Below are 21548 nucleotides of genomic sequence, written 5' to 3' on the forward strand. Positions count from 1 at the left end.
GCGCTTTTATTTAGAAAATTTCTGTAATTCTTTGTTTATACGATCCAGCATTTTATCTGCATCGTCTTTATATTTTGTTTCGCCCTTATATTTTACAAGGTCGTTATAGCTTTCTTTGGCATCCAGCAAACGCTGCTGCATTTTGCTGTCTATACTGTTTATGGCCAGTTCATAAGCCGAATTAAATTTAAGGAAAAGTGCGTCTTCCCTAAGTTCGCTGCCCGGGTACTCTTCCATAAAAAGGTCAAGCGTTTTTAGCGCCGCTGTATAATCGCCAAAGTATTCGGCAGTATCAAAATATTGCTTAGCGATAGAAAATGATTTAAGCTCAAGCTTATAGCTTAGTTCTTTAACCAGCTGGTTTGCTTCGGGCATGTACTGGCTGTTAGGGTAGCGGTCTATAAACGCCTGTAGTTTTTCAAGCGCTTTATAAGTATCTACCTGGTCCAGGCTATAGCGGGGAGAAAGGTAGTAGTAGCTTTTAGATCCTAAAAAAGCGGCTTCTTCTGCTTTTGTGCTTTTGGGGTAAGTCGCCGTAAAACTGTCGTACTGGTAGCCTGCGGTATAGTATGACTTGGTTTTATATAACGCCGTGGCATACATGTAAAACATTTTTTCGGCTTGCGGCTTGCCCCTGTATGATGGCGCTATCTGCTCAAAAAGGCGAATTGCCTTTGCATACTTCTCCTTTTCATAAAGCTCCTGGGCCACATCATATTTAAGCTTGGTGTCTTCAGACTTCAAAGCTTTTTGAAATTGGCTGCACGAGGTAAGCAGTAGTGCCAGTAAAAGGGTATAAAAAAATCTTGCCATAATAAAGTTTCAAGCACTGCGCGTGCAGTTTTAAAAGCAACCGCAAAGTTAGTTAATAATTATTCAATACAAAATATTTTTTGCGGGCAGCCTCCACAAAAAAAGATGCCCTGTATAGGCACCTTCCCTTAAACTGAAAATAGTATGATTTATTGTGTTTTTGCTGTGAATTGTGTCACAGAGTTTCTCAGAGATACACGGAGATTTAAAACTTTAAATTCTCTGTGAGCCTCTGTGAAACCTCCGTGTTACTCTGTGTAATAAGTTGCCAATGTGCTACACCAATTCCGGAGTGGCCTTAAATTTCTTTAAAAATGCGCTTATCCTCCCGGCAAGGTTAGTATCAACACTCACCAGCGGCAGGCGCACAAAATCTTCGCACAGCCCAAGCTCCTTAAACATATACTTAATACCGGCAGGGTTGCCCTGCTCAAATATAAGGTCGATGCTGTCGGCTATTTTATAGTGCAGCTCATAGGCTTCATCGGCTTTTTTCTCAAGGCCAAGGTGCACCATCCGGCTGAATTCGTTTGGCAGGGCTTCGCCTATAACCGATATTACACCTGCACCGCCGGCAAGTATCATGGGCAGGGTTATCATATCATCACCACTTATTACCAGGAAACCTTTTGGCGCGCGCTGTATCAGCCTCATGGCCTGCACAATATCCCCGGCGGCTTCTTTAATGGCTACTATGTTGTGGCAGTCTTTCGCGAGGCGGATAACCGTATCGGGCAACATGTTGCTGGCAGTTCGGCCGGGTACGTTATACAGTATTACAGGCAGGGGCGATGCGGCTGCTATGGCTTTAAAATGCTGGTATATGCCTTCCTGCGTGGGTTTGCTGTAATAGGGCGATACCGAAAGTATGGCTGTAAATGCAGAGAGGTCGGTACTTTTAATTTCTTCAATAACCTCCTTAGTGTTGTTTCCGCCTATCCCTATAACAAGCGGCAGCCTGCCCGCATTGGCTTTAATAACGGTAGCTATAACCAGTTGCTTTTCGGCCTTATCAAGCGTCGCGGCCTCTGCGGTAGTGCCCAGCACCACAAGGTAATCAATGCCATTCTCCACCTGGAAGGAAACAATCCTCTCAAGCGCTTCGGTGTCTACCGAAAAATCTTTTCTAAAAGGGGTAATAAGCGCTACCCCGGTACCTGTTAACGACTGCATGGTTACAATTTATTAAAAATCACTATGTATTTAAAAAGCTCGGAAATAAATCCTTTAAAATCTTCGGCACGCCCTGCTATCATAAATGCATTAAAGCGGTTGTTTACGGTAGAAAATCCGGCCTTAAACAGTGCCTTGCTTTTAAGGGTTGCAAGGGAAAGAGGGGGTTTTTGAACGTCATAATAACTGATGAGCAAATCAAAGGGCTTGTTTATAAACTGGTTAACATCATCTTTAGTATATATTCCCCCCGCAGTTATATCGCTATATGTAAAATAGCAGCATGTGGGCAGGCGGTCTTTTTTAACCCGTTCAAAAAAGCTGAGTGTTTCTATATTACCTGCGGCAATGCCGTGGGAGGCAATTTCCTGTATAAGCTTTTCGCGTTCGGCAAAGTAGGTTTCGTCTATGATGACCCCAACCGTTTTTATCTTTCCTTCTGCAGCCGGAGCCGTATAATTCGATAATGTTTTGTTAACAATCTTTTTTAGGTTGAAATCTTTAATAAACTTCAAAAACATAGTACATTTATTGCCTGAACGCAAATTTATTGAAATTAAGGCCAAGTTACAATGGTAAATTACAAAAAGTATAACACAACTATGTACCGGTTTGTGTTATTTTTAACAATGGCAGCCGTTGTTGCCTGTGGTTCTAACAAACTGCAAAACACACAAATTGAAGGCAAGCAGCTGCCTGTTACCGCGGAGTATGCCGATGTTGCTGATATAGAGGATTTTGTAAAGCCATACCGCCAGCATATAAATAAGGAACTGGACAGCGTAATTGCCTATTGCCCGGAAACCCTTGACAAAAGCAAAACGATTAACGGCTGGCAAACTACCATAGGCAACCTGATGGCCGATGTTACCTTTGATAAAGCCGATAATTTACTGATGCAGCGTGAGCACCGCCATGTAGATATCTGCTTTATGAACCACGGGGGCATACGCTCTATAATTGCCAAAGGCCCGGTAACCGCACGTACCGCCTTTGAAATAATGCCGTTTGAAAACGCTGTGGTGGTAATAGCACTTAAGGGCGAACAGCTGGGGGAAATAGCCCGGTACCTGGCCAAAGAGCACAAGCCGCACCCGCTGAGTGGAATGAAAGTGGTGTTTGATAAAGATGGTAACGTTAAAGAACTTACCGTGCAGGGCAAGCCCGTGCAGCAAAATAAGATATATAATGTTGCCACGAGTGACTACCTTGCTAACGGCGGCGACAACATGGCGTTTTTTGCCAAAGGCGTTTCCCGCTATGACCTGGATTATAAACTCAGGGACTTATTTATAGATTATTTTAAGGAGGTAGATACGCTGCCCGTTATCCGTACAGAACGCATAATACAGGAGAAATAATGAAAAGGAGGGATTTTATACAAAAAACCGCTGCCGGGAGCGCCCTTCTTATGGGCGGTTTATCATTAAGCAGCTTTGCCGAACCTGAAATAAAAAAACTTACCATACTGCACACTAATGATGTGCACAGCCACATCGACCCGTTTCCGGTAGACGACCCTAAGTATGCCAATAAGGGCGGGGTGTCGCGCAGGGCAACGCTGATAGACCAGGTGCGCAGGGAAGAGGAGCATGTGCTGCTGCTCGATGCCGGCGACATTTTTCAGGGCACGCCCTACTTTAACTATTATGGGGGCGAACTCGAAATGAAACTCATGAGCATGCTTAAGTACGACCTGGGCACGCTGGGCAACCACGATTTTGATAACGGTATCGATGGCTTTTATAAGCAGATGCCGCACGCAACGTTTGACTTTGTATCGGCTAATTACGATTTTAAAAACACGGTGCTGGACGGACTTGTAAAACCGTATAAAATATTTGAAAAGGGCGGGCTTAAAATAGGCATCTTTGGCCTTGGGGTAGAGCTTAACGGCCTGGTTGATAAAAAACTGTATAAGGAAACCGTATACAATAACCCGATTGACGTAGCGCAGGACATGAGCCGTATATTAAAGCTCGACCACAAGTGCGACCTGATAATCTGCCTGAGCCACCTGGGCTTTATCTACGATAACGACAACCAGAAGCCAAGCGACCTTATGCTGGGGCGTACCACAAAAAATATTGATGCCATCATAGGCGGGCATACGCATACGTTCCTTTCCAAACCCTACATCCAGAAAAACCTTGATGGTAAAGATGTGCTTATTAACCAGGTGGGCGCCTTTGGCATTAACGTGGGCAGGCTCGACTTTACTTTTGAAAACGGACGTAAATCCGGTAGCGGCAAAACTATTATAGTGTAGGGTATTAAGTCTTACATTTCGCTGCGCTCCGTTCGAAATAGAACCTTACCTGAAAAAGCAGCCACGAATTATGCAAATTACACGGATTAAATTAGTGAAATTTGTGTAATTCGTGGCTTTTGTTTTCTTCGGACATTCCTGCTCCGCCTTCCTTAGCCCCGGACATCCAACTTCCGCCAAAATTCCCTATATTAGCTTAAACTCACTCCCTATGAAAAAAATATGCTTAATAGCCCTTACCACGCTGGTTTTATTTTCCTGCAAAAAAGAAGAAAAAAAAGCCCTTGCCTCCTCATTTGCAACCGTTGAAACCGACACCCTGCTTACTGATACCCTTATAAGCATCCGCGGGCTGGCTGTAGATGGCGATAAGGTATGGTACTCGGGAGACGGCGGTAAATACGGCTATGTATCGCTTACGGGTGAAAAGGATTTTTCCGGCATTATTGCCAGCGATACAATTTTCCCTGAATTCAGGTCACTGGCCCAAACCAAAACCGACGTGTTTGTACTTAGCGTGGCCACACCTGCGCTGCTGTATAAAATTTCCAAAGAGAGCAAAATAGCCCGCAAGGTGTATACCGAAGCAGGGGAGAAGGTGTTTTACGACTGTATGAAGTTTTATGACGATAAGGAGGGCATTGCAATGGGCGACCCGCAGGCAGGCTGCCTGAGCATACTGACTACTACGAACGGCGGCGAAACCTGGCAAAAACGCGACTGTGCTAACCTTCCACCCGTAGCCGACGGTGAAGCAGCCTTTGCAGCCAGCAATACCAATATTATTGTTAAGGGCAGCAAGACCTGGATTGTTTCCGGAGGGAAAAAGTCGCGCGTGTTTTTGTCGGAAGATAAAGGCAAAACGTGGACAGTGGCTGATACCCCAATACTACAGGGTGGTGAGATGACCGGGATATTTTCAGCTGATTTTTATGATGAAAACATTGGCTTTGCCGGTGGAGGTAACTATGAGAAGCCCGACCTTAATAAAGGCAACAAAATGCTCACCACCGATGGAGGCAAGACCTGGGAACTGACAGGAGAGGGGAGTGGCCCCGGCTACATATCGTGCGTGCAGTTTATACCCGGCAGCAACGGCAACGAACTGATTACCGTGGGCCGTAACGGCGTTTTTTACAGCTACGACCAGGGCGCCACCTGGAAAAAGATTCACGATGCCACTAATCTTAACGTGCTGCAGTTTGCGGATAATCATACTGTAATTGCCGCCGGCCAGAAGAATGTTGTAAGGTTTAAATTGAAGTAAAAAGCTATGAATAAAATTGATTTAGATAAAATAATCGAAGTAACTGATAAAGCTACTAAAGGTCCCTGGGTATCTTACAGGGAAGGACGAGACTTTACTAGTGGCAGTAGTTTTATAATGACGGGGGAGGATGGCGATAGGGATTACGACATGGAATCTTATACTTTTAGAGAAGAAGATCAGGATTTTATTGCCATGGCAAGAAATGTAGTTCCGGATTTAGTAAATGAAATTATCCGTTTACAAAAAATATTGAATGATAATAATATAGCATTTTAATATAATTAGAGTCCTCGTGAGCAAACCATCAACTGTCAACTTGAAGCTTGAAAGCTAAAAGCTTCAATACACCAGCGGCGCATACACTGCATACGGTGCCAGTTTATCACGCCCGTTCAGGAAGGATAATTCCATAGTAAAGTTGCACTGCACTATTTCGCCGCCCAGTTTTTCTACAAGTTCGCACAGGGCTTTTGCCGTTCCGCCCGTCGCCAGCACATCGTCGTGTATTACCACGCGTTCGCCGGGCATTATGGCATCGGTATGTACCTCAAGATTATCGGTGCCGTATTCGAGTTCGTAGGCCGCAGAAAAGGTTTCATACGGCAGTTTGCCCGGCTTGCGCACCGGCACAAAACCCGCGCCCAGCTCCTGCGCCATAAGGGTGGCAAAGAAAAATCCACGGCTTTCGGCGCCTACTACCTTGTCTATCTTTTGCCCGCGCAGGTTGAGCAGGAGCAGGTCCAGGCATTCTTTAACAGCATTCGGATTGCCCAGCAGCGGTGTTATGTCTTTAAAAAGTATTCCGGGTTTTGGAAAATCCTGAATGTCACGTATATACTGGTGGAGTGCCATTTTTTTTAGTTTTTATAGTAAAAGAGGCTTGCAAGTTACGCATTAATATGTATATTTGCACCCGCAAACAAGTTCACTGAACGCTAAAGCAAAATATTATTTTGTAAAGTAATCAGGCAATGGAAACACACCTGTGTACTAAGGGTTTGAATGCAAAATGGCCTCGTGGCGCAACTGAATAGCGCATCTGATTACGGCTCAGAAGGTTACTGGTTTGAATCCAGTCGAGGTCACGATATAAAATCCCTAAATCATACCGATTTAGGGATTTTTTGTTTTATAGCCTTAAAGGTATTGATTACTCAGTATATTCTATATTCTTAATTTGTACTATTAAGTTGTTAATGTTAAGTAATTTATCTTCTGCAATAATGTTAATTCAGCTATTTTAATAACTTTGCCGCCTATTCCCATAAAAGTGTTACTATGATAAAAAATATATCTTTTCTGCTTGCTGCCTTATTCATGTCTGCGGCGGTAGCATCACAATGCCAAAAGTCATTCTCCCTTGGATGGACCCATTCGGTTTCAATTAAAGAAGATGGCACATTGTGGTCTTGGGGATCCAATGGTAACGGCCAACTGGGCATAGGCTCCACCACTAATAGTAACATCCCAGTACAGGTGGGCAGTAGCCTCTGGAAGGCTATCAGTGCCAGCGAAGATCATACCATCGCAATAAAGCAGGATGGCACCTTATGGTCGTGGGGAAGCAATTTCCAGGGAGTCCTTGGAAACGGAACAATGTATAATGGTTCAAACGTGCCTGTACAAATCGGCACAGCAAACGACTGGTCGCAGATATCATCAGGGCCCTTTCATGTGCTGGCCATTAAAGAGGACGGTACCCTTTGGGCCTGGGGTAGCAATGCCTTTTCGGCATTAGGTAACGGCACAGGCCAAAACAGCCTTACCCCTATACAAATAGGTGTGGAAAATGACTGGAAACAGGTTTCCGCAGGCTACGGATATTCTATAGCATTAAAAAATAATGGCACACGATGGGCATGGGGCGCTAATTATGAGGGCATGTTAGGGAATGGCACGTTAACAGGAGTGTCGATTCCTACCCAGATTGGGACAGACACAGACTGGGCTTCTTTTTCTACCGGCCATTACCATACGGCTGCCTTTAAAACCGACGGTTCCCTCTGGATGTGGGGCAGGAATAATGACGGGCAGGTGGGCAACGGAACCAGCGTAGATGTAACCACCCCCATACAAATTTCTCCCGGAAGCGCCTGGAAGTATGTTATAGCTTATGCCAGCCATACTATGGCCATTAAGGCCGACGGAACCCTCTGGACATGGGGAGATAATGCCGATTATATAAGTTCGCTTATACCGGTGCAAACCGGTACAAGTACGGCCTGGCGTGAGGTTTATTCGGGGGGTAACCACTATGTGGGTATTGAAAACGGTGGTAACTACCTTACGTGGGGGGCCAACTATTATGGCCAGCTTGGAAACGGCAATAACACCCAAAACAATACACCACAGGTTATGGGCTGTGTGGTGCCGCATAACGACTTATGTGCCGATGCGGTGTGGCTTATACCGGGCACTACCTGTACCTATACCGGCGGAACCTTTAGCAATGCTACAATAAGTAACACTGCCGCCTCATGCGCGGGGTTAGTAGTTCAGGATGTGTGGTATAAATTTGTAGCTACTGATGTTAATATGGACATTGAGCTATCAGCCGATGCGGGTGATCCCGCGTTTGAGATTTTTCAGGGTTCCTGTGCCGGTACCGCAGTACTATGTGATAACTCTTCCACAGGTACATCTGAGGCTTATGAAGGTACTAATTTTGTTGCAGGGCAGGTATATTACATAAGGGTATTAAATGCGGCGGGACAGCTTTCCAGCGCCGCTTTTAACCTGTGCTTAATAGGCCCTTCCCTACCGGTGTGTACCCCTTCAGTTGCTATATCTTCCCCTTCAGCATCAGTTTGTAGCGGACAAAGCGTTGTATTTACTGCCGAACCGGTAAATGGCGGTACAACGCCCTCTTACCAATGGAAACTCAATGGAAACGATGTTGGTACGGACAGCACAACATATACTGCTTCAACTTTTGCTAATGGGGACTTGATTTCTGTAATCATGACAAGCAATGCCCCATGTGCCACTACCACAACTGTTACAAGCAATACTGTTACAATGAGCGTTTCTGACAATGATACACCCACTTTTACCCAGATTGCACCAATATGCGAAGGCAGCCTGTTTACACTACCTCTCACGTCTGATAACGGTATAACCGGCACGTGGAGCCCCGCAGTTAACAACACTATGACGACCACATACACCTTTACGCCAAATGCAGGACAGTGTGCAGTACCCACTACAATGACGGTTACAGTAAGTAATAACATTACACCAACGTTTACCCAAATTGCACCAATATGCGAAGGCAGCCTGTTTACACTACCCCTCACATCTGATAACGGTATAACCGGTACGTGGAGCCCGGCAATTAACAACACTATGACGACCACGTATACCTTTACGCCAAATGCAGGGCAGTGTGCAGTAGCAACTATAATGACGGTTACAGTTAGCAATAACATTACACCAACGTTTACCCAGGTTGCGCCTATTTGCGCAGGAGGCCTGTTTACACTGCCTGTAACATCTGATAACGGCATAACCGGTACGTGGAGCCCGGAAGTAAATAATACTATGACGACCACGTATACCTTTACGCCAAATGCAGGGCAGTGCGCTGCTACAGCTACAATGGCAGTTGAAGTAAATTCTGTTGATGCCGGTGTAACAGTGCAGGAAAATACGATGACAGCATCTGCAACTGAGGCAACATACCAATGGATTAATTGTGTGAATAACCAATCAGTCAATGGGGCAACAGGGGCTTCCTTTACGCCAACCGAAAATGGTTCTTATGCTGTGATTGTTTCCCAAAACGGATGTTCTCAAACATCTGATTGTTTTACAATAGCGATTGCAGGTGTCGATACAATTGTAACAAACGGTTGGAAGATGTATCCAAATCCTGTAGTAAACTATTTATATATCGAAGTAGATAATGCCGCGGAAATTATGATTGCAGACATTACGGGAAAAAGCATTATGAACGCGTTATTAGTACCCGGAAATAATAATATTGATGTAAGTAATATAAGTCCCGGCATATATATCATAACATCCGCCGGAGGATTAGTTGCTAAACTTATAAAACAATAATATGTAAACATAATCTCTCTACATGAAGGCCGATCTGGATCTGTCAACGTCGGGGTCACGTATTAAAAAGCTTAAAATCAATGATTTTAAGCTTTTTTTGGTTGTAAAACCTTATGTGTTTTGATGTGCGGAATAACTAACCCTGACAGGATTACACCCTTTGGGATTAATCAAAACGTTTTAAAATAAGCGACCGTAAACGTTCTTCATGTTCATCTCCCCAATTCCCGATAGCTGAAATTACCGGAATCAGCGTTTTTCCAAAATCGGTCAGGCTGTACTCTACTTTAGGAGGCACAACAGGGTAAATAACTTTTGTCACAAGTTCATGTTCTTCTAATTCCTTCAGCTGGATATTTAAAACCCTGCGGGAAGCATCCGGTATTTTGCGCTGCAGTTCGCTTGGGCGCTTATGCCCCTGCCCGATAAACCAAAGCAAACGTACTTTCCATTTGCCATAAAGTACTTCACCTATCAGGTCAAGGCCACAATTAAGGTTCGGTATTGTTTTTCTCTCATACATACCACAAAAGTAATCCTATGTTCTTATATGCACAATAGGGGAATAATTTATCCCTATATGATTCGTAACTCCGTACTTGTGAGGAACTAACGTACTCCCGAGATTTGCACAAAGAAACTTAAACGTAAAAAATGGATTATCAAAACGAATTGTCAGGCAAGATTGCCTTAGTGACAGGTGGTACAAAAGGGGCAGGCAGGGCCATTGCCGAAAGGCTGCTACAAGCCGGGGCAACGGTGATTATAACCGCCCGGAATGTTCCGGAGAATGAAAACAACCGGCTGCATTTCATCCCTTCCGATTTGAGTAAGGCAGAAGATGCGCAAAAGCTGGTAAGCGAAGTACTCTCTATGTATGGGCGAGTGGATATCCTGGTCAACAACCTGGGTTCTTCAACAACGCCTGCAGGCGGATTTAACGCATTAACTGATGAAGACTGGGTATCAACCCTGCAAGCCAATTTACTGGCCCCGGTTAGGCTGGACAGGGCATTTTTGCCGCAAATGATAGGTAAGAAAAGTGGTGTTATTATCCATATAGCCTCTATTCAGGGCATACTGCCCCTTTATGATTCTACCCTGCCTTATGCCGCCGCAAAAGCAGCATTGAGAAATTACAGCAAAAGCTTATCCAATGAAGTTACACCAAAAGGTGTCCGGGTACTTACGGTTTCCCCGGGATGGATAAACACATCTGCATCGGTAGCCTGGCTCGGCGAGATTGCGCGAAATGCAAACAGCACCGTAGAAGAAGCGCAACAAGGTGTTATGGATGCATTGGGTGGAATACCGTATGGCAGGCCTGCACAACCCGAAGAAGTAGCCGAGTTAGTAGGCTTCCTTGTTTCACCAAGGGCAGGCTACCTGACAGGTACTGAATATGTAATCGATGGCGGTACAGTACCCACAATTTAATAATCTAAAAAAATAACAACATGAACTTACCAAAAGTAATAACAGACCTGGTTAATGCGCAAAACAGTTTTGACAGCATTGCCTATGCGGATTGTTTTTCTGAAACCGCCGTGGTATTTGATGAAGGCAAAACCCACAATGGGAAGCCGGAAATCAGGCAGTGGATTGACGAGGCGAACAAAAAATACCGGACTACAATGAAACCTCTTGAATATATCGAAAATGGAACGGCAAGCATCCTGTCGGCGGAGTGTTCCGGCACATTTCCCGGAAGCCCTATCGTATTAAAATTTCACTTTGATATTGCTGGCGGACTGATCCGGCATTTGAAAGTAACAGAATAAGAAAAACAAGGGGAGTGCCTGGTTCTGAGTCGCTCCCCTGTATTAATAGTTTAAATCATGAGTTGTTGCAAAACCATAGAGACGATGCAACCTGAAGGAAGAAAGCATTGCATAAAAACTACCACGATAATTATTATGGTTTTTCCCCCTTTTATGATAACAAAGAGCTACAAGTTATTGATTTGGAGCTTTTTTACGCTTTTTTAGCGCATCAAGCAGTACCCTAAGCCCGGCTCAAATGCCATGCGGCGGTCTCCTTAATCCCGTCTGCATACGATGTGGGTACAAAATTAAACGCTTTTTCAAACTTAGCGGAACTAAAATGCAGCGGGAATTCGTTTTGATAGTTCATTTCATACGCTTCTTTCATAAAGGGGTCAAACAGGCCTATTACCTTTAAAAGCCACTTGGGCAATGCCGAAACTTTATCAGAACCCTTCATATACGTAGCAGCTAAGGCAACAAATTCTTTTGCGGTAAGCGGGTCCGCTGAAGGCAGGTGCCACACCTGTCCTAAAGCCTTTTCATCTGTAGCAAGTATGTAAAGTGCTTCGGCAGCATCCGGTGTATAGTTAAAAGACCGGGGTACGTTAGGGTTTATAAGCCACTGCGCGTTATTTCCTTTTTTCATCCTGTCAAATACCAGTAGGCCGGCAGCGCTCTTCTCCACAACCCTTGGACCATAAAAATCGGTAGCCCTTGCTATGGTAGCTTTAACTGTGCCTGCGGCCATTTCCTGCAACAACATCCGGGCAACATCAGCACGCACCCTCCCTTTTTTGCTTATATAATGGTACGGGGTTTCCTCGGTTATTACACCATCAATTTTGCCGTACATATAAATGTTATCAAAAAATACCAGTTTTGCACCCGTCGCCTTACAGGCATCTATTACATTTCGCATAATTACCCGCCATTCTTCTTTCCATATTTTTGCGTTATACGTAATGCCGATTACCAGGTATACCACATCTGAACCCAGTATGGCCGACAGTACCTCTTCAGAATTCAGCGCGTTTGCCGTTACCGATTCAGTACCTTCAATACGCTGTGGCTTTCTTGATACCAGCCTAATGTTTACATTGTTCCTCTTTAATACAGGAATAAGTTCGGTTGCAATGGTGCCGTTAGCGCCTAAAATAGTATGTGTCATAATTTTGAGATTTAGAATTTTGTTGATTTCTAAAGCAAAACTACGCCGCAACTGGTTGCTGCCATTGTAAGAAAACGAAACTGGTGGTGGCTGAATAATTTAAATAATGTCGGGGCTTTTGGTTCCGGACCCTACGGTAAAAAATTCTTTACCCTTTATATCTTTTATAAACTGCTGTGGTGTTGTCCCTAAAAAATGCTGAAAATCTTTAATGAGGTGGCTCTGGTCATGATAGTTAAAGGTGTCTATAATTTCGAATATATCGGGTGTTGCCTCGTCAGTGTTAGTCAGCCGTCCTATAACCATCTTAAACCGTAAAAAGCGCAGTAACTCTTTTGGGGAATACCCTGCATACTTTTGGAATCGAATCTGAACGGTGCGCTCGCTTACATTAGCATCTGATGCAATGGCCTTTACCGGATGTGTTGCCGGGTTATAAAAATAATGCTCGCCATCAATAAGGGGCTGAGCGGCATCATCCATCTCATGTATATAATGTGCAAGATATTCTGATATAATACTTAGCCGGGCTTTAATATCCGCAATATTAGAAAGCCCGGTCCATAAATCATCAAAAGAAAACTTGTCGGTTATTTCAGCAGGGTCATACACGGTTTGCCCGTCAAAATTATTGAGGGGCACTTTAAAAAGCCTGTAAAACCCGCTAAGCTTAAAGTTTACAACAATAGCATCGGCCCCGTCTTTAAGTTCATAGTTCAGCATTTGCCTTAGTGGGCCCAGCACGGCACATCCTTTTTCAAGCACATGCGGCGCGGAACCATTATTAAAGGATATATGGACTGGAGTACCAAAATTAAATACCAGTAATAACTCCAGGCTGGGTGATAACTGTTTGGCTACAGTCTTGCCATCGGTATTATAAATGTGGTAGTAATGACTGATAACTTTATTTAAGTTGCCGTCAATCATATAAAGCATACCGTTGTTATCATGCTGTTCCATAGGCTCCTTTAAAACGCCGCTTTTATTATCTTGTTTTCACTCCGATAAATGTAATGATTATACGTCAGATACAAGCTTTATACGGGCCAGGAAGGCTGATTTTTTACAACGCTACGTAATAATAATTTGGAAATTGTACATTTGCACTCCCCTTAATAAATGGAATCAGCCAAGGTAAATAGCCTGCTTTTTTCTTTTGTAAGGTGGGAATAAAGAGCTGTGAAAAAATGCAAAGTGAAGCAACATGCCGTGCCGTTTGCCCTGAATGCCGGGGTATTGGCAAAAAAAGCAAAGGGGTAAGCAAAAAAGCCCGCCTTAGCTACCAGGCAGCGTTAGCCGAATTTGAAAGAACCAAAGGTGGTGGCCCCGCCCCAATGACCCCTAAAGGCCACCTGTACCCCTGCGCTAAATGTGGTGGTTCAGGGTTGGTACAATCTGCTGCACCTCCTGTGGCTGATACCGAAAAGTATCCGCATGTTGCCATCATTGGCGCCGGCATGGGGGGAGTAGCCCTGGCGGTAGCCTGCCTGCACCGTGGTATACCTTTTACGCTTTATGAACGCGATGCCGATTTTAATGCCCGCTCACAAGGTTACGGACTCACGTTGCAGCAAGCGGGTAAAGCAATGCAGGGGCTGGGCATCTATTCATTGCCCGATGCGGTAATTTCTACAAGGCATGTAGTACATACTACGGAGGGTAAGATAGTAGGCGAATGGGGCAACCGCAAGTGGATACCCCAAGACGCAAAAGCACCTGGTAAACGCTCTAATATGCACATAGCGCGGCAATCGTTGCGCCTGGCGCTACTGGAGCAGCTTGGCGGCCATGAGGCAGTGCAATGGGGGCACCAGCTAACAGGCTTTGAGCAAGTTGAGGGCGGAGGTATTGCATTAACATTTCAGGTAAATGGCGCGACAAAGAATGCCATGGCAGATGTTGTAGTAGGGGCAGACGGTATCCGCAGCGCGGTACGCCGGTTGCTTATAGCTGAAGATGCTACTCCGTTACGCTACCTGGGCTGCATAGTAATATTGGGCATTTGCCCTTTAGATTTACTGGAAGGCATTGACAGCCCTCTACTGGATTCGGCAACTGTATTTCAAACCGCTAACGGCCATGAACGCATGTATATGATGCCCTATAATACAGGCTCTGTAATGTGGCAGTTTAGCTTCCCCATGCCGGAAAATGAAGCTAAGGCATTAAGCGCGCTGGGCCCTCATGCATTAAAAGAAGAAGCATGCCGCAGGGCGCAGTGGCACAGCCCCATCCCCCAAATTTTAGCCGCAACGCCCGGGGCGCTGGTTTCAGGCTACCCGGTGTATGACCGCGAGCTCCTTACCCCCGAATTAATGCAGCATGCAGGGCCGGTTACCCTGATAGGGGATGCCGCACACCCTATGAGCCCCTTTAAAGGGCAGGGGGCAAACCAGGCACTCCTGGATGCGCTGGCGCTGGCCCGGAAACTATACAAGGAATGCAACACACCCCAATGCAGGGAAGCGGGGATAAGGGAGCGCGTGTTGGCCGAATTTGAATCGGAAATGTTAACACGCAGCGCCGTTAAAGTACACGACTCTGCCGCTGCAGCACAGTTCCTGCATTCTGACATTGTACTGCGGGAGGGCGATATGCCGAGGGGAAGTTGCCTGAAGAAAAATGGCGGTAATATGTAATCAATAAACCTAACGGTTGTGGATCTTAAATTTGGTTACTTCTTTACATCCACACTATCATACATTCAGTTCCTGCCTTAATATAGCTGATATTAAAGCCTCGTTGGTTTCTTCCGGGGATTTTTAGCCGTGTTGAAAACAGAAGCAATTACCACAGTATCGCCCACAATATCATAAATGATGAGGAAGGGAAAAGTTGATAGTGGATATTCCCTGAAAGGAAATTCTCTTATTGCGAACAGGTAAGGATCTTTTACAATGTATTTAAGATTTGATAAAAAATCGTTATAAAATCGCTTCCCTAAATTTTCACTTTTAAATTCATAATAATCAACCGGATCGTCAATATTTGTTTGCGCGCGCTCGGTAATAAAGATTTTAAAAGCCATATTTTTTTTCAATATTGGCTTTAAAATCATCTAATGAGATCAGGCTTGAGGGGTCTTTCAGATATTTTTCTCTTTCTTCCCTTACAATAGCCAGCTGCTCTTCAGTCATTAGCGAGCCGCTGTCATGAGACAGCAATGCACTAATGCGGTGCAGTACCGCAGGGTCGTTTATGTTGTCAATCTCTTTTTTTAGCCTGGCTTTTTCTTCAGCAATATTCATAACACAGCAAATTTGTACTGTAAATATACAGAAAATTTTAAAGCACGATAACGTTAAATTCCTGTTCTAAAGGCTTTAATGCTTCAAATAATTTATCTAACAACTTACCATCATGCGTCAGGTAAAATTCTGAAAAATTATTGCGGCGTTCCTGCAGGCTGCGGTTAGGGAACAGTTCGTTCTGGATGGAGACAATTCGTTCCAGTGCTTCTCGGTGGTGGCGCTTTTCGGCGTTTAGCAGGCGTTTTTCAAGGTTTTCGAGGCCTTTTAGTTGCTTGGCTTCCTGGGCTTTTACAGCGCCGGTAAACGAGGCATCGGTTTTTTGTGCAATTGCGGTAAGCGCTTCAAATTGCTGTTTAAGCGCTTCCTTTTGTGCAGAGAAATCCAGCGACAGGGCCGAATAATCCGCTATCTTTTTATTGAGCAACTCCTGTTGTTTTTTAAACACATCGGCCCAGGTAAGGTTGAGCTTATCCAGTTTTTCGGCCTGTTTTTCGGTGGCTAAAAGTACCGAATTTCGCATCAGCAGCATGGGGAAGGTAACGTGTTGCGATTCAAAAAATGTTTTGAGTTCCAGCCAATACGCCAGTTCGCCGCCGCCGCCTATATAGCACAGGTTGGGCAAAATTACCTCCTGGTACAGCGGGCGCATGATAACGTTAGGGCTAAACTTTTCCGGGTGGCTATCCAGTTCGGCGAGCAGTTCCCTTTCGGTGAATTTCAGTTCGGTGTGGTTAACGTAGTAAAAACCATCTTGGAAAATAATACGCTCCCGCAGGTTGTCTTCAATATAAAACAGGTTGATTTCGCGCGGGTTAACCTGTATGTTGTAATCTTTAAGCAGGGCAGTGGCTTCCGCTACTTTTTGATGGGACGTTTGCTGAAGCAGTTCTTCCTTAGCATGAGGTGCGAACAGTTTTTTCAACTCCGGCACGTCGGCATCTATGATAACCAGGCCGTGTTGCTTAAAAATTTCGTTGGCCAGGTATAACGTTGCATCGGCAAGGCTATCGTGGTTCAGGTAGGCCTGCTCAAACAGGCGGGTAAGCCATTTGGCATTATCGCCGGGGCCAAGCTCTTTTTTAAAAACCTCAAGCACGGCATCCAGCCCTTCGGTACTGAGCCTGCCTACGGGGCCACTGCTTTCGCGCGGCCATTTTATCTTTTTATCGCGGAAGTTAAAGTAGTTTATCTCCTCAAAATCATGGTCTTCGGTAGCCATCCAGTACACGGGTACAAAGTTGTACTGCGGGTAGGCCGCCTTAAGTTCCTTTGCCAGGTTGATGGCCGATACTATTTTATAAAGGAAGTACAGCGGACCGGTAAACAGGTTGAGCTGGTGGCCGGTGGTAACGGTAAAGGTTGTGTTATCCGCAAGCAGCTGTATGTTTTGTAATGTAGCAGCTGAAGCATCAACATTATTATATTGCTCTAACAGCGCACTGACTAAAACGCTACGGTTAGCATCAGGGAAGTTTTGCTGCTTTTCTAATATCTGGGCGTGAAAATTATCGAGGGTAGGGAAGCGGTGGTACAGCGGTTTCAGGTTTTCGGCCTGGTTAAGGTAATCAACCATGAGGGGCGTGAAGTAGCCTGAATTTTGGTAGCTGATACAGTCTGAAGGCATTGCTTATTTGTTTTGCCCAAATTTACGGAAAAATAAATGGATTGATGGTTTTCTATGGGAATGATTAATTTTTGAATATTTAGGGTGTTGTACTTTCCTTTTCTTTAAAAAGGTCTGCCAAGTATTTGTAATCATGAATTGAATCATCATCTAATTCTTTATAAAGCTGCTCAAAATGCAGGAAGTAGTTTTTCGCTTTTTCATTTCCGACTAAGGCCAGTACAAATAAACGGGTGTATAGCCTTTCTATATCGCCTTTTAACTCTTCTGAGCCGGCTTCAAACTGCTTGATTATGTATTTTTCCTCCTTTGGTGTATAAGGCGATTGAATAGGCATTAACTGACTTATGGTGGTCAGAATTCCATCTTTAATAAAGATTTTATTTATTTCACACTTCATACTTTTATAGCGAGTATTGCTGTGCCCTTTAGGAATAGGTAAATATTTAGATACGGTTAAAGTGTCGTTTTCAAAAGAAGTTGAGAAGATAAATATGTCGTATCTGTCTACAAAAGGAATTTCTATTTTTCCATTGCAGATACTTGTAGTTAAATAAGTATAGTATGTTTCTTTGTCATCATCAATAATCACTTGTACAGGCGCGCAAATTTTTACTTTTGTCCCATCAGAAAATGTAAAAATAGATTGCGGTTCAGTCCATACTTCGAAAAAGCATGACTCCGGCGGGCATAAACAATTTTGTCCCTGGAGTAGTAGCGGGAATATAATAAACAAAATCAAAATCATCCTCATAGCATATCAGTTCGGTTTACCCAAATATAACAAAAAATCCTTCCACCTCCCTAAAAATCAAAACCCCCGGCACTACTGCCGGGGGTTTCTCAACTATTGAAAAAAAGTGTTATTCCACCACTATTTTTTTGTTAACCACAGTCTCACCCGAAGTAACAACCACAAGGTATATGCCTTTAGCAGCAGCGCTAAGGTCAATCGTCTCGTTATTGTTTACTTTTTTGTCAAGGATGCGACTGCCTGCCATGTTATATACGGCTACATCGGCATTATCGCCGGCAAGCTGTACCTGGAAACGGCCGTTGCTTGGGTTAGGGTAAAGTGCAACTTCTTTTTGGCTTACTGTAGCAACAGCAGCTGCTTTTCTTGCAGAAGAACCTGAGTAGCAATCCCACGCTATGTCGTCAACCGCTATCCTGTTAGTGCTGTTTACAATTTCGATAGTAGCATCAGCCGATACGTTGATAACCTCAGAATATACCGTAGGCGTATCAAGCGACACAGTGATATCACCGCCATACTGCACACCGTTTACATATACTTTTAACGTAGAGTTTCCGGTAAATATCCTCTTGTAGTTAAAGGTAAGTGTACCTATACCACCGGTAATAAGGGTAGTGTTTTCAAGTGTACCGGCCTTTATACCTATGGCTTTGCCGTTAAGGGTCTGGTCGGTACGGGCATCGCTGGCCGTCCAGCCTATGCCGTTATCTCCTGTCCATGTCCTTACAGTATAAGCCGTAGAGCTCGCAGGTATGTTAGCAAATGTTTCGCCACCGCCCACGCAAGGTGTAGCCGTAGTAGCAATTTCGTCCTCAAGCACATCTATAGCATATACAGGGCCATTAACACAGTTGGTGTTGTTATAAGCATAGATGAAAAGGCCGTAAGTAGTTTCAGGGTCAAGGCCGCTGATGGTAAATGTAGCGCTGTTACCTACATAAGCCACGGTACCGGCACCCAGTGTATCGCCTACGATGTAGGTAGTCCCATTAACAGGAGCGTCTACTGTGCCGCCTTCGCTTATTACCGCAATATAGTTGTGTGCGGTAACGCCTGTTACGGCAACATCTGCAGCTGTATCGGTCTCGTTGCTTATTGTTGCAACACCTTCGTCAGCAAGGGGTGCTACACATTCAAAAAGGGCAGTTGCAGTAAGTCCTGCCACACATTCGGCCTCATCGCTGTCGTTGCTTTCTATGGTAAGTGTTGCAGGATAAGTACCTTCTGTACCGGTATTAAAACGTACAGTTACAACTTCGCTGTCTAAAGCACCAACTGTAAAAGGTATTGTTGCCGGTGATACGATAGTATAATTAACCAAATCGCTAAGTGTAAGTGCGCTAACCTCAAGGTCGGTAAGGCCGGTGTTTTGTATCGTAAAGGTAACATCGCTGTCAGTACCAACACCTACAGGGGCAAACTCAAGTACAAAGTCACCACATGTTTGCAGGGCACCTTCGCTGTCCAGCAGCTGAAGTTCCTGTTCAGGGGAAGCAGCATAGCAATCCCACGCAATATCGTCTATGGCAATCCTGTTGCCGCTGTTTACAATTTCGATAGAAGCATCGTCGGCTATGTTGATAACGGCAGAGAATACAGAAGGGGTATCAAGCGATACCGTGATGTCGCCACCATACTGCACCCCGTTAACATACACTTTTAGTGTAGAGTTTCCGGTAAATATCCTTTTGTAGTTAAAGGTAAGCGTACCGATACCTGTAGTGATAAGGGTAGTGTTTTGAAGTGTACTTGCCCTAAGGCCTATCGCTTTTCCGTTAAGGGTCTGGTCGGTACGGGCATCGTCAGCTGTCCAGCCCGTGCCGTTGTCGCCTGTCCATGTCCTTACCGCATAGGCAGAAGAGCTTGCAGGAATGTTAGTAAACGTTTCGTTACCGCCTACACAGGGTGCAACGGGTGTATCAAAACTATCATCTACAGAGGTTGTGGCATATACGGGTCCGTTAGCGCACGCTGCATTGTTGTATGGAAATACAAAAATATTATAGTCATTATCTTCTAAAAGGCTGCTTAGTGTAAAGCTTGCAACAGTACCGTTGTAAGCAACAGTACCACCGGCAAGGCTATCGCCCACATTATAAAGGGTGCCATTTACAGGAGCGCCGGTAAGAGCAGTACCATTTGTAAGTATAACAAGGTAATTGCTTGCGGTAACGCCGCTAACCACTACATCGGCAGTGGTGGGTGTAACGCCGGATACGGCAATACCCACACCATCCATAGCAGGGGCTGTGCAGTCGTCAAGGCCAGTGCCTGTAAGGTTTACCACGCATGATGCCTCATCAGTATCATCACTTACAATAGTAAGGGTACCTGTTTTGGCACCGGCAGTAACCGCGTCAAAACGAACCAGTACGATAGCAGAACCCGAAGCGCTTATGCTAAGCGGCGTAGACGGCGATATAACCGTAAAATCGGTAGTATTGCTAAGGGTAAGCGCCGATATGGTAAGTGTAGAGGTACCTGTGTTTTTAATGTTGAATATAGCATCGGTATACACTGCTGTAGAGTGCGCGCCAAAGTCAACAGTAAGTGCGCCACAGGCCACGTTAGCATTAGATGCATCCGTTAGCTGCAGCTCAGGGCCGGCTACCGGGGCAGCATAGCACGTCCAGGCAAGGTCGTCTATAATAGTCCTGTTGCCACTGTTTCTAAGTTCTATCACTACATTGCCGGGTACATTAACAGCATAAGTAAAGGTAGTGGCAGTTTCAGAGGAAACTGTAATATCGCCACCATACTGAACGTTGTTTACATATAATTTTAATGTAGAATTGCCTGTAAATACCCTTTTGTATTTAAAGCTTACTGTGCCTGCGCCGCCTGTTACGGTGCTTGTATTTTTAAGTGTGCTGGTCCTTATGGCAATAGCAGCGCCGCTAAGGGTTTGGTCGGTACGTGCGTCAGTAGCGCTCCATGCCACCCCGTTATCGCCTGTCCAGGTGCGTGTTGAATAACCGCTTGATGCTGCGCCAATGTTAGTAAACGTTTCGTTACCCCCACCGGTGCAATCATAAGCCAAAGATGTAAGAATGCCGTTTTTCGGCGTGCTGCCGGCCTGGATTGTCCCAAAGGAAACAATTGCCAGGGCTAAAGCCAGAAAAAATCGTTTTTTAAACATAATGGTAAGATTTGAAAAAAATGGTTATAATTTTTGTTGTTTGCTTTTTACCTGCAGGGTTTAAAAAGTTGCGTCAACACCCCAAATGTACTTTTAGTATGTTACCATAAATCGCTTTTCAGGCTAAATATTTATTAAAAAATGAATTTTAAGTAGTTGTTTTTTAATATTTTATATTTACAATATGGTAGTATTGCGATTATTTTATTTGAAAAATAAGTAGGTGCGTTAAATAATTTTTAAGGAACGTGTT

General features: G+C 44.6%; 20 protein-coding genes and 1 tRNA gene. 9 read left to right on the forward strand and 12 right to left on the reverse strand.

The window, feature by feature from the left end:
• Positions 1-6: 6 nt before the first annotated feature.
• The 3 genes from ACLI09_RS03165 to ACLI09_RS03175 form a co-directional block, all read right to left on the reverse strand.
• Complete coding sequence (locus tag ACLI09_RS03165) at positions 7-813, reverse strand: outer membrane protein assembly factor BamD (protein WP_411418140.1); 807 nt, start codon at positions 811-813, stop codon at positions 7-9.
• Between the two features lie 276 nt (positions 814-1089).
• Positions 1090-1986 (reverse strand): 4-hydroxy-tetrahydrodipicolinate synthase, encoded by an 897-nt coding sequence (gene dapA, locus ACLI09_RS03170; RefSeq protein WP_411418141.1) that lies wholly within the window; start codon positions 1984-1986, stop codon positions 1090-1092.
• 2 nt (positions 1987-1988) lie between these two features.
• Complete coding sequence (locus tag ACLI09_RS03175) at positions 1989-2501, reverse strand: DUF6913 domain-containing protein (RefSeq protein ID WP_411418142.1); 513 nt, start codon at positions 2499-2501, stop codon at positions 1989-1991.
• A 114-nt stretch (positions 2502-2615) separates the two neighbouring features.
• Between ACLI09_RS03175 and ACLI09_RS03180 the strand changes: the two genes are divergently transcribed.
• The 4 genes from ACLI09_RS03180 (at position 2616) to ACLI09_RS03195 (ending at position 5801) form a co-directional block, all read left to right on the forward strand.
• Entirely contained in the window at positions 2616-3347 is a 732-nt protein-coding gene (locus ACLI09_RS03180; RefSeq protein WP_411418143.1) for a 5'-nucleotidase C-terminal domain-containing protein, read from the forward strand.
• The gene (locus ACLI09_RS03185) at positions 3347-4255 is read left to right on the forward strand and encodes a bifunctional metallophosphatase/5'-nucleotidase (protein WP_411418144.1); all 909 of its coding nucleotides are present in this window, start codon (positions 3347-3349) and stop codon (positions 4253-4255) included. The genes ACLI09_RS03180 and ACLI09_RS03185 overlap by 1 nt, the downstream gene beginning before the upstream one ends.
• A 211-nt stretch (positions 4256-4466) precedes the next feature.
• Positions 4467-5522, forward strand: coding sequence for a WD40/YVTN/BNR-like repeat-containing protein (locus ACLI09_RS03190; RefSeq protein ID WP_411418145.1), 1056 nt, complete (start codon positions 4467-4469; stop codon positions 5520-5522).
• Positions 5523-5528: 6 nt separating this feature from the next.
• Positions 5529-5801, forward strand: a complete 273-nt coding sequence (locus tag ACLI09_RS03195) for a hypothetical protein (RefSeq protein WP_411418146.1) — start codon at positions 5529-5531, stop codon at positions 5799-5801.
• Positions 5802-5864: 63 nt separating this feature from the next.
• On the opposite strand, the gene ACLI09_RS03200 is transcribed toward ACLI09_RS03195, so the two are convergent.
• Positions 5865-6377 carry an adenine phosphoribosyltransferase gene (locus tag ACLI09_RS03200; protein ID WP_411418147.1) on the reverse strand — a complete coding sequence of 171 codons (513 nt, stop codon included), beginning with the start codon at positions 6375-6377 and terminating at the stop codon, positions 5865-5867.
• A 159-nt stretch (positions 6378-6536) separates the two neighbouring features.
• Between ACLI09_RS03200 and ACLI09_RS03205 the strand changes: the two genes are divergently transcribed.
• Both ACLI09_RS03205 and ACLI09_RS03210 read left to right on the forward strand, forming a co-directional pair.
• Positions 6537-6610: transfer RNA gene (locus ACLI09_RS03205), tRNA-Arg, on the forward strand.
• Between the two features lie 193 nt (positions 6611-6803).
• Positions 6804-9587, forward strand: coding sequence for a T9SS type A sorting domain-containing protein (locus ACLI09_RS03210; RefSeq protein WP_411418148.1), 2784 nt, complete (start codon positions 6804-6806; stop codon positions 9585-9587).
• A 166-nt stretch (positions 9588-9753) separates the two neighbouring features.
• On the opposite strand, the gene ACLI09_RS03215 is transcribed toward ACLI09_RS03210, so the two are convergent.
• The gene (locus ACLI09_RS03215) at positions 9754-10110 is read right to left on the reverse strand and encodes a winged helix-turn-helix transcriptional regulator (RefSeq protein WP_411418149.1); all 357 of its coding nucleotides are present in this window, start codon (positions 10108-10110) and stop codon (positions 9754-9756) included.
• A gap of 131 nt (positions 10111-10241) precedes the next feature.
• Here ACLI09_RS03215 and ACLI09_RS03220 point away from each other — a divergent pair, with 131 nt between their 5' ends.
• On the forward strand, positions 10242-11024 hold the full coding sequence (locus tag ACLI09_RS03220; RefSeq protein WP_411418150.1) for an SDR family oxidoreductase: 783 nt from the start codon (positions 10242-10244) through the stop codon (positions 11022-11024).
• A 20-nt stretch (positions 11025-11044) separates the two neighbouring features.
• Complete coding sequence (locus tag ACLI09_RS03225; protein ID WP_411418151.1) at positions 11045-11368, forward strand: nuclear transport factor 2 family protein; 324 nt, start codon at positions 11045-11047, stop codon at positions 11366-11368.
• Positions 11369-11591: 223 nt separating this feature from the next.
• Here the strand turns inward: ACLI09_RS03225 and ACLI09_RS03230 are convergent, their stop codons facing one another.
• On the reverse strand, positions 11592-12521 hold the full coding sequence (locus tag ACLI09_RS03230) for an NAD-dependent epimerase/dehydratase family protein (protein WP_411418152.1): 930 nt from the start codon (positions 12519-12521) through the stop codon (positions 11592-11594).
• Between the two features lie 99 nt (positions 12522-12620).
• Positions 12621-13484 carry a helix-turn-helix domain-containing protein gene (locus ACLI09_RS03235; protein ID WP_411418153.1) on the reverse strand — a complete coding sequence of 288 codons (864 nt, stop codon included), beginning with the start codon at positions 13482-13484 and terminating at the stop codon, positions 12621-12623.
• 227 nt (positions 13485-13711) lie between these two features.
• On the opposite strand from ACLI09_RS03235, the gene ACLI09_RS03240 reads away from it, so the two are divergent.
• The gene (locus ACLI09_RS03240) at positions 13712-15163 is read left to right on the forward strand and encodes an FAD-dependent oxidoreductase (protein WP_411418154.1); all 1452 of its coding nucleotides are present in this window, start codon (positions 13712-13714) and stop codon (positions 15161-15163) included.
• 92 nt (positions 15164-15255) lie between these two features.
• Here the strand turns inward: ACLI09_RS03240 and ACLI09_RS03245 are convergent, their stop codons facing one another.
• From ACLI09_RS03245 to ACLI09_RS03265, 5 genes are all read right to left on the reverse strand, one after another.
• Positions 15256-15552: a type II toxin-antitoxin system RelE/ParE family toxin gene (locus tag ACLI09_RS03245; protein ID WP_411418155.1), complete on the reverse strand. Its 297-nt coding sequence runs from the start codon at positions 15550-15552 to the stop codon at positions 15256-15258.
• Positions 15542-15772: a hypothetical protein gene (locus ACLI09_RS03250; RefSeq protein ID WP_411418156.1), complete on the reverse strand. Its 231-nt coding sequence runs from the start codon at positions 15770-15772 to the stop codon at positions 15542-15544. Before ACLI09_RS03250 ends, ACLI09_RS03245 begins: the two co-directional genes overlap by 11 nt.
• A gap of 37 nt (positions 15773-15809) precedes the next feature.
• Entirely contained in the window at positions 15810-17399 is a 1590-nt protein-coding gene (gene bshC, locus ACLI09_RS03255) for a bacillithiol biosynthesis cysteine-adding enzyme BshC (protein WP_411418157.1), read from the reverse strand.
• 79 nt (positions 17400-17478) lie between these two features.
• Positions 17479-18153, reverse strand: coding sequence for a hypothetical protein (locus tag ACLI09_RS03260; RefSeq protein ID WP_411418158.1), 675 nt, complete (start codon positions 18151-18153; stop codon positions 17479-17481).
• Between the two features lie 109 nt (positions 18154-18262).
• Positions 18263-21295: a choice-of-anchor D domain-containing protein gene (locus ACLI09_RS03265; protein ID WP_411418159.1), complete on the reverse strand. Its 3033-nt coding sequence runs from the start codon at positions 21293-21295 to the stop codon at positions 18263-18265.
• Positions 21296-21548: the final 253 nt, after the last annotated feature.

It is taken from the genome of Flavobacterium sp. RHBU_24 (genome assembly GCF_046613695.1).
GTDB lineage: Bacteria > Bacteroidota > Bacteroidia > Flavobacteriales > Flavobacteriaceae > Flavobacterium.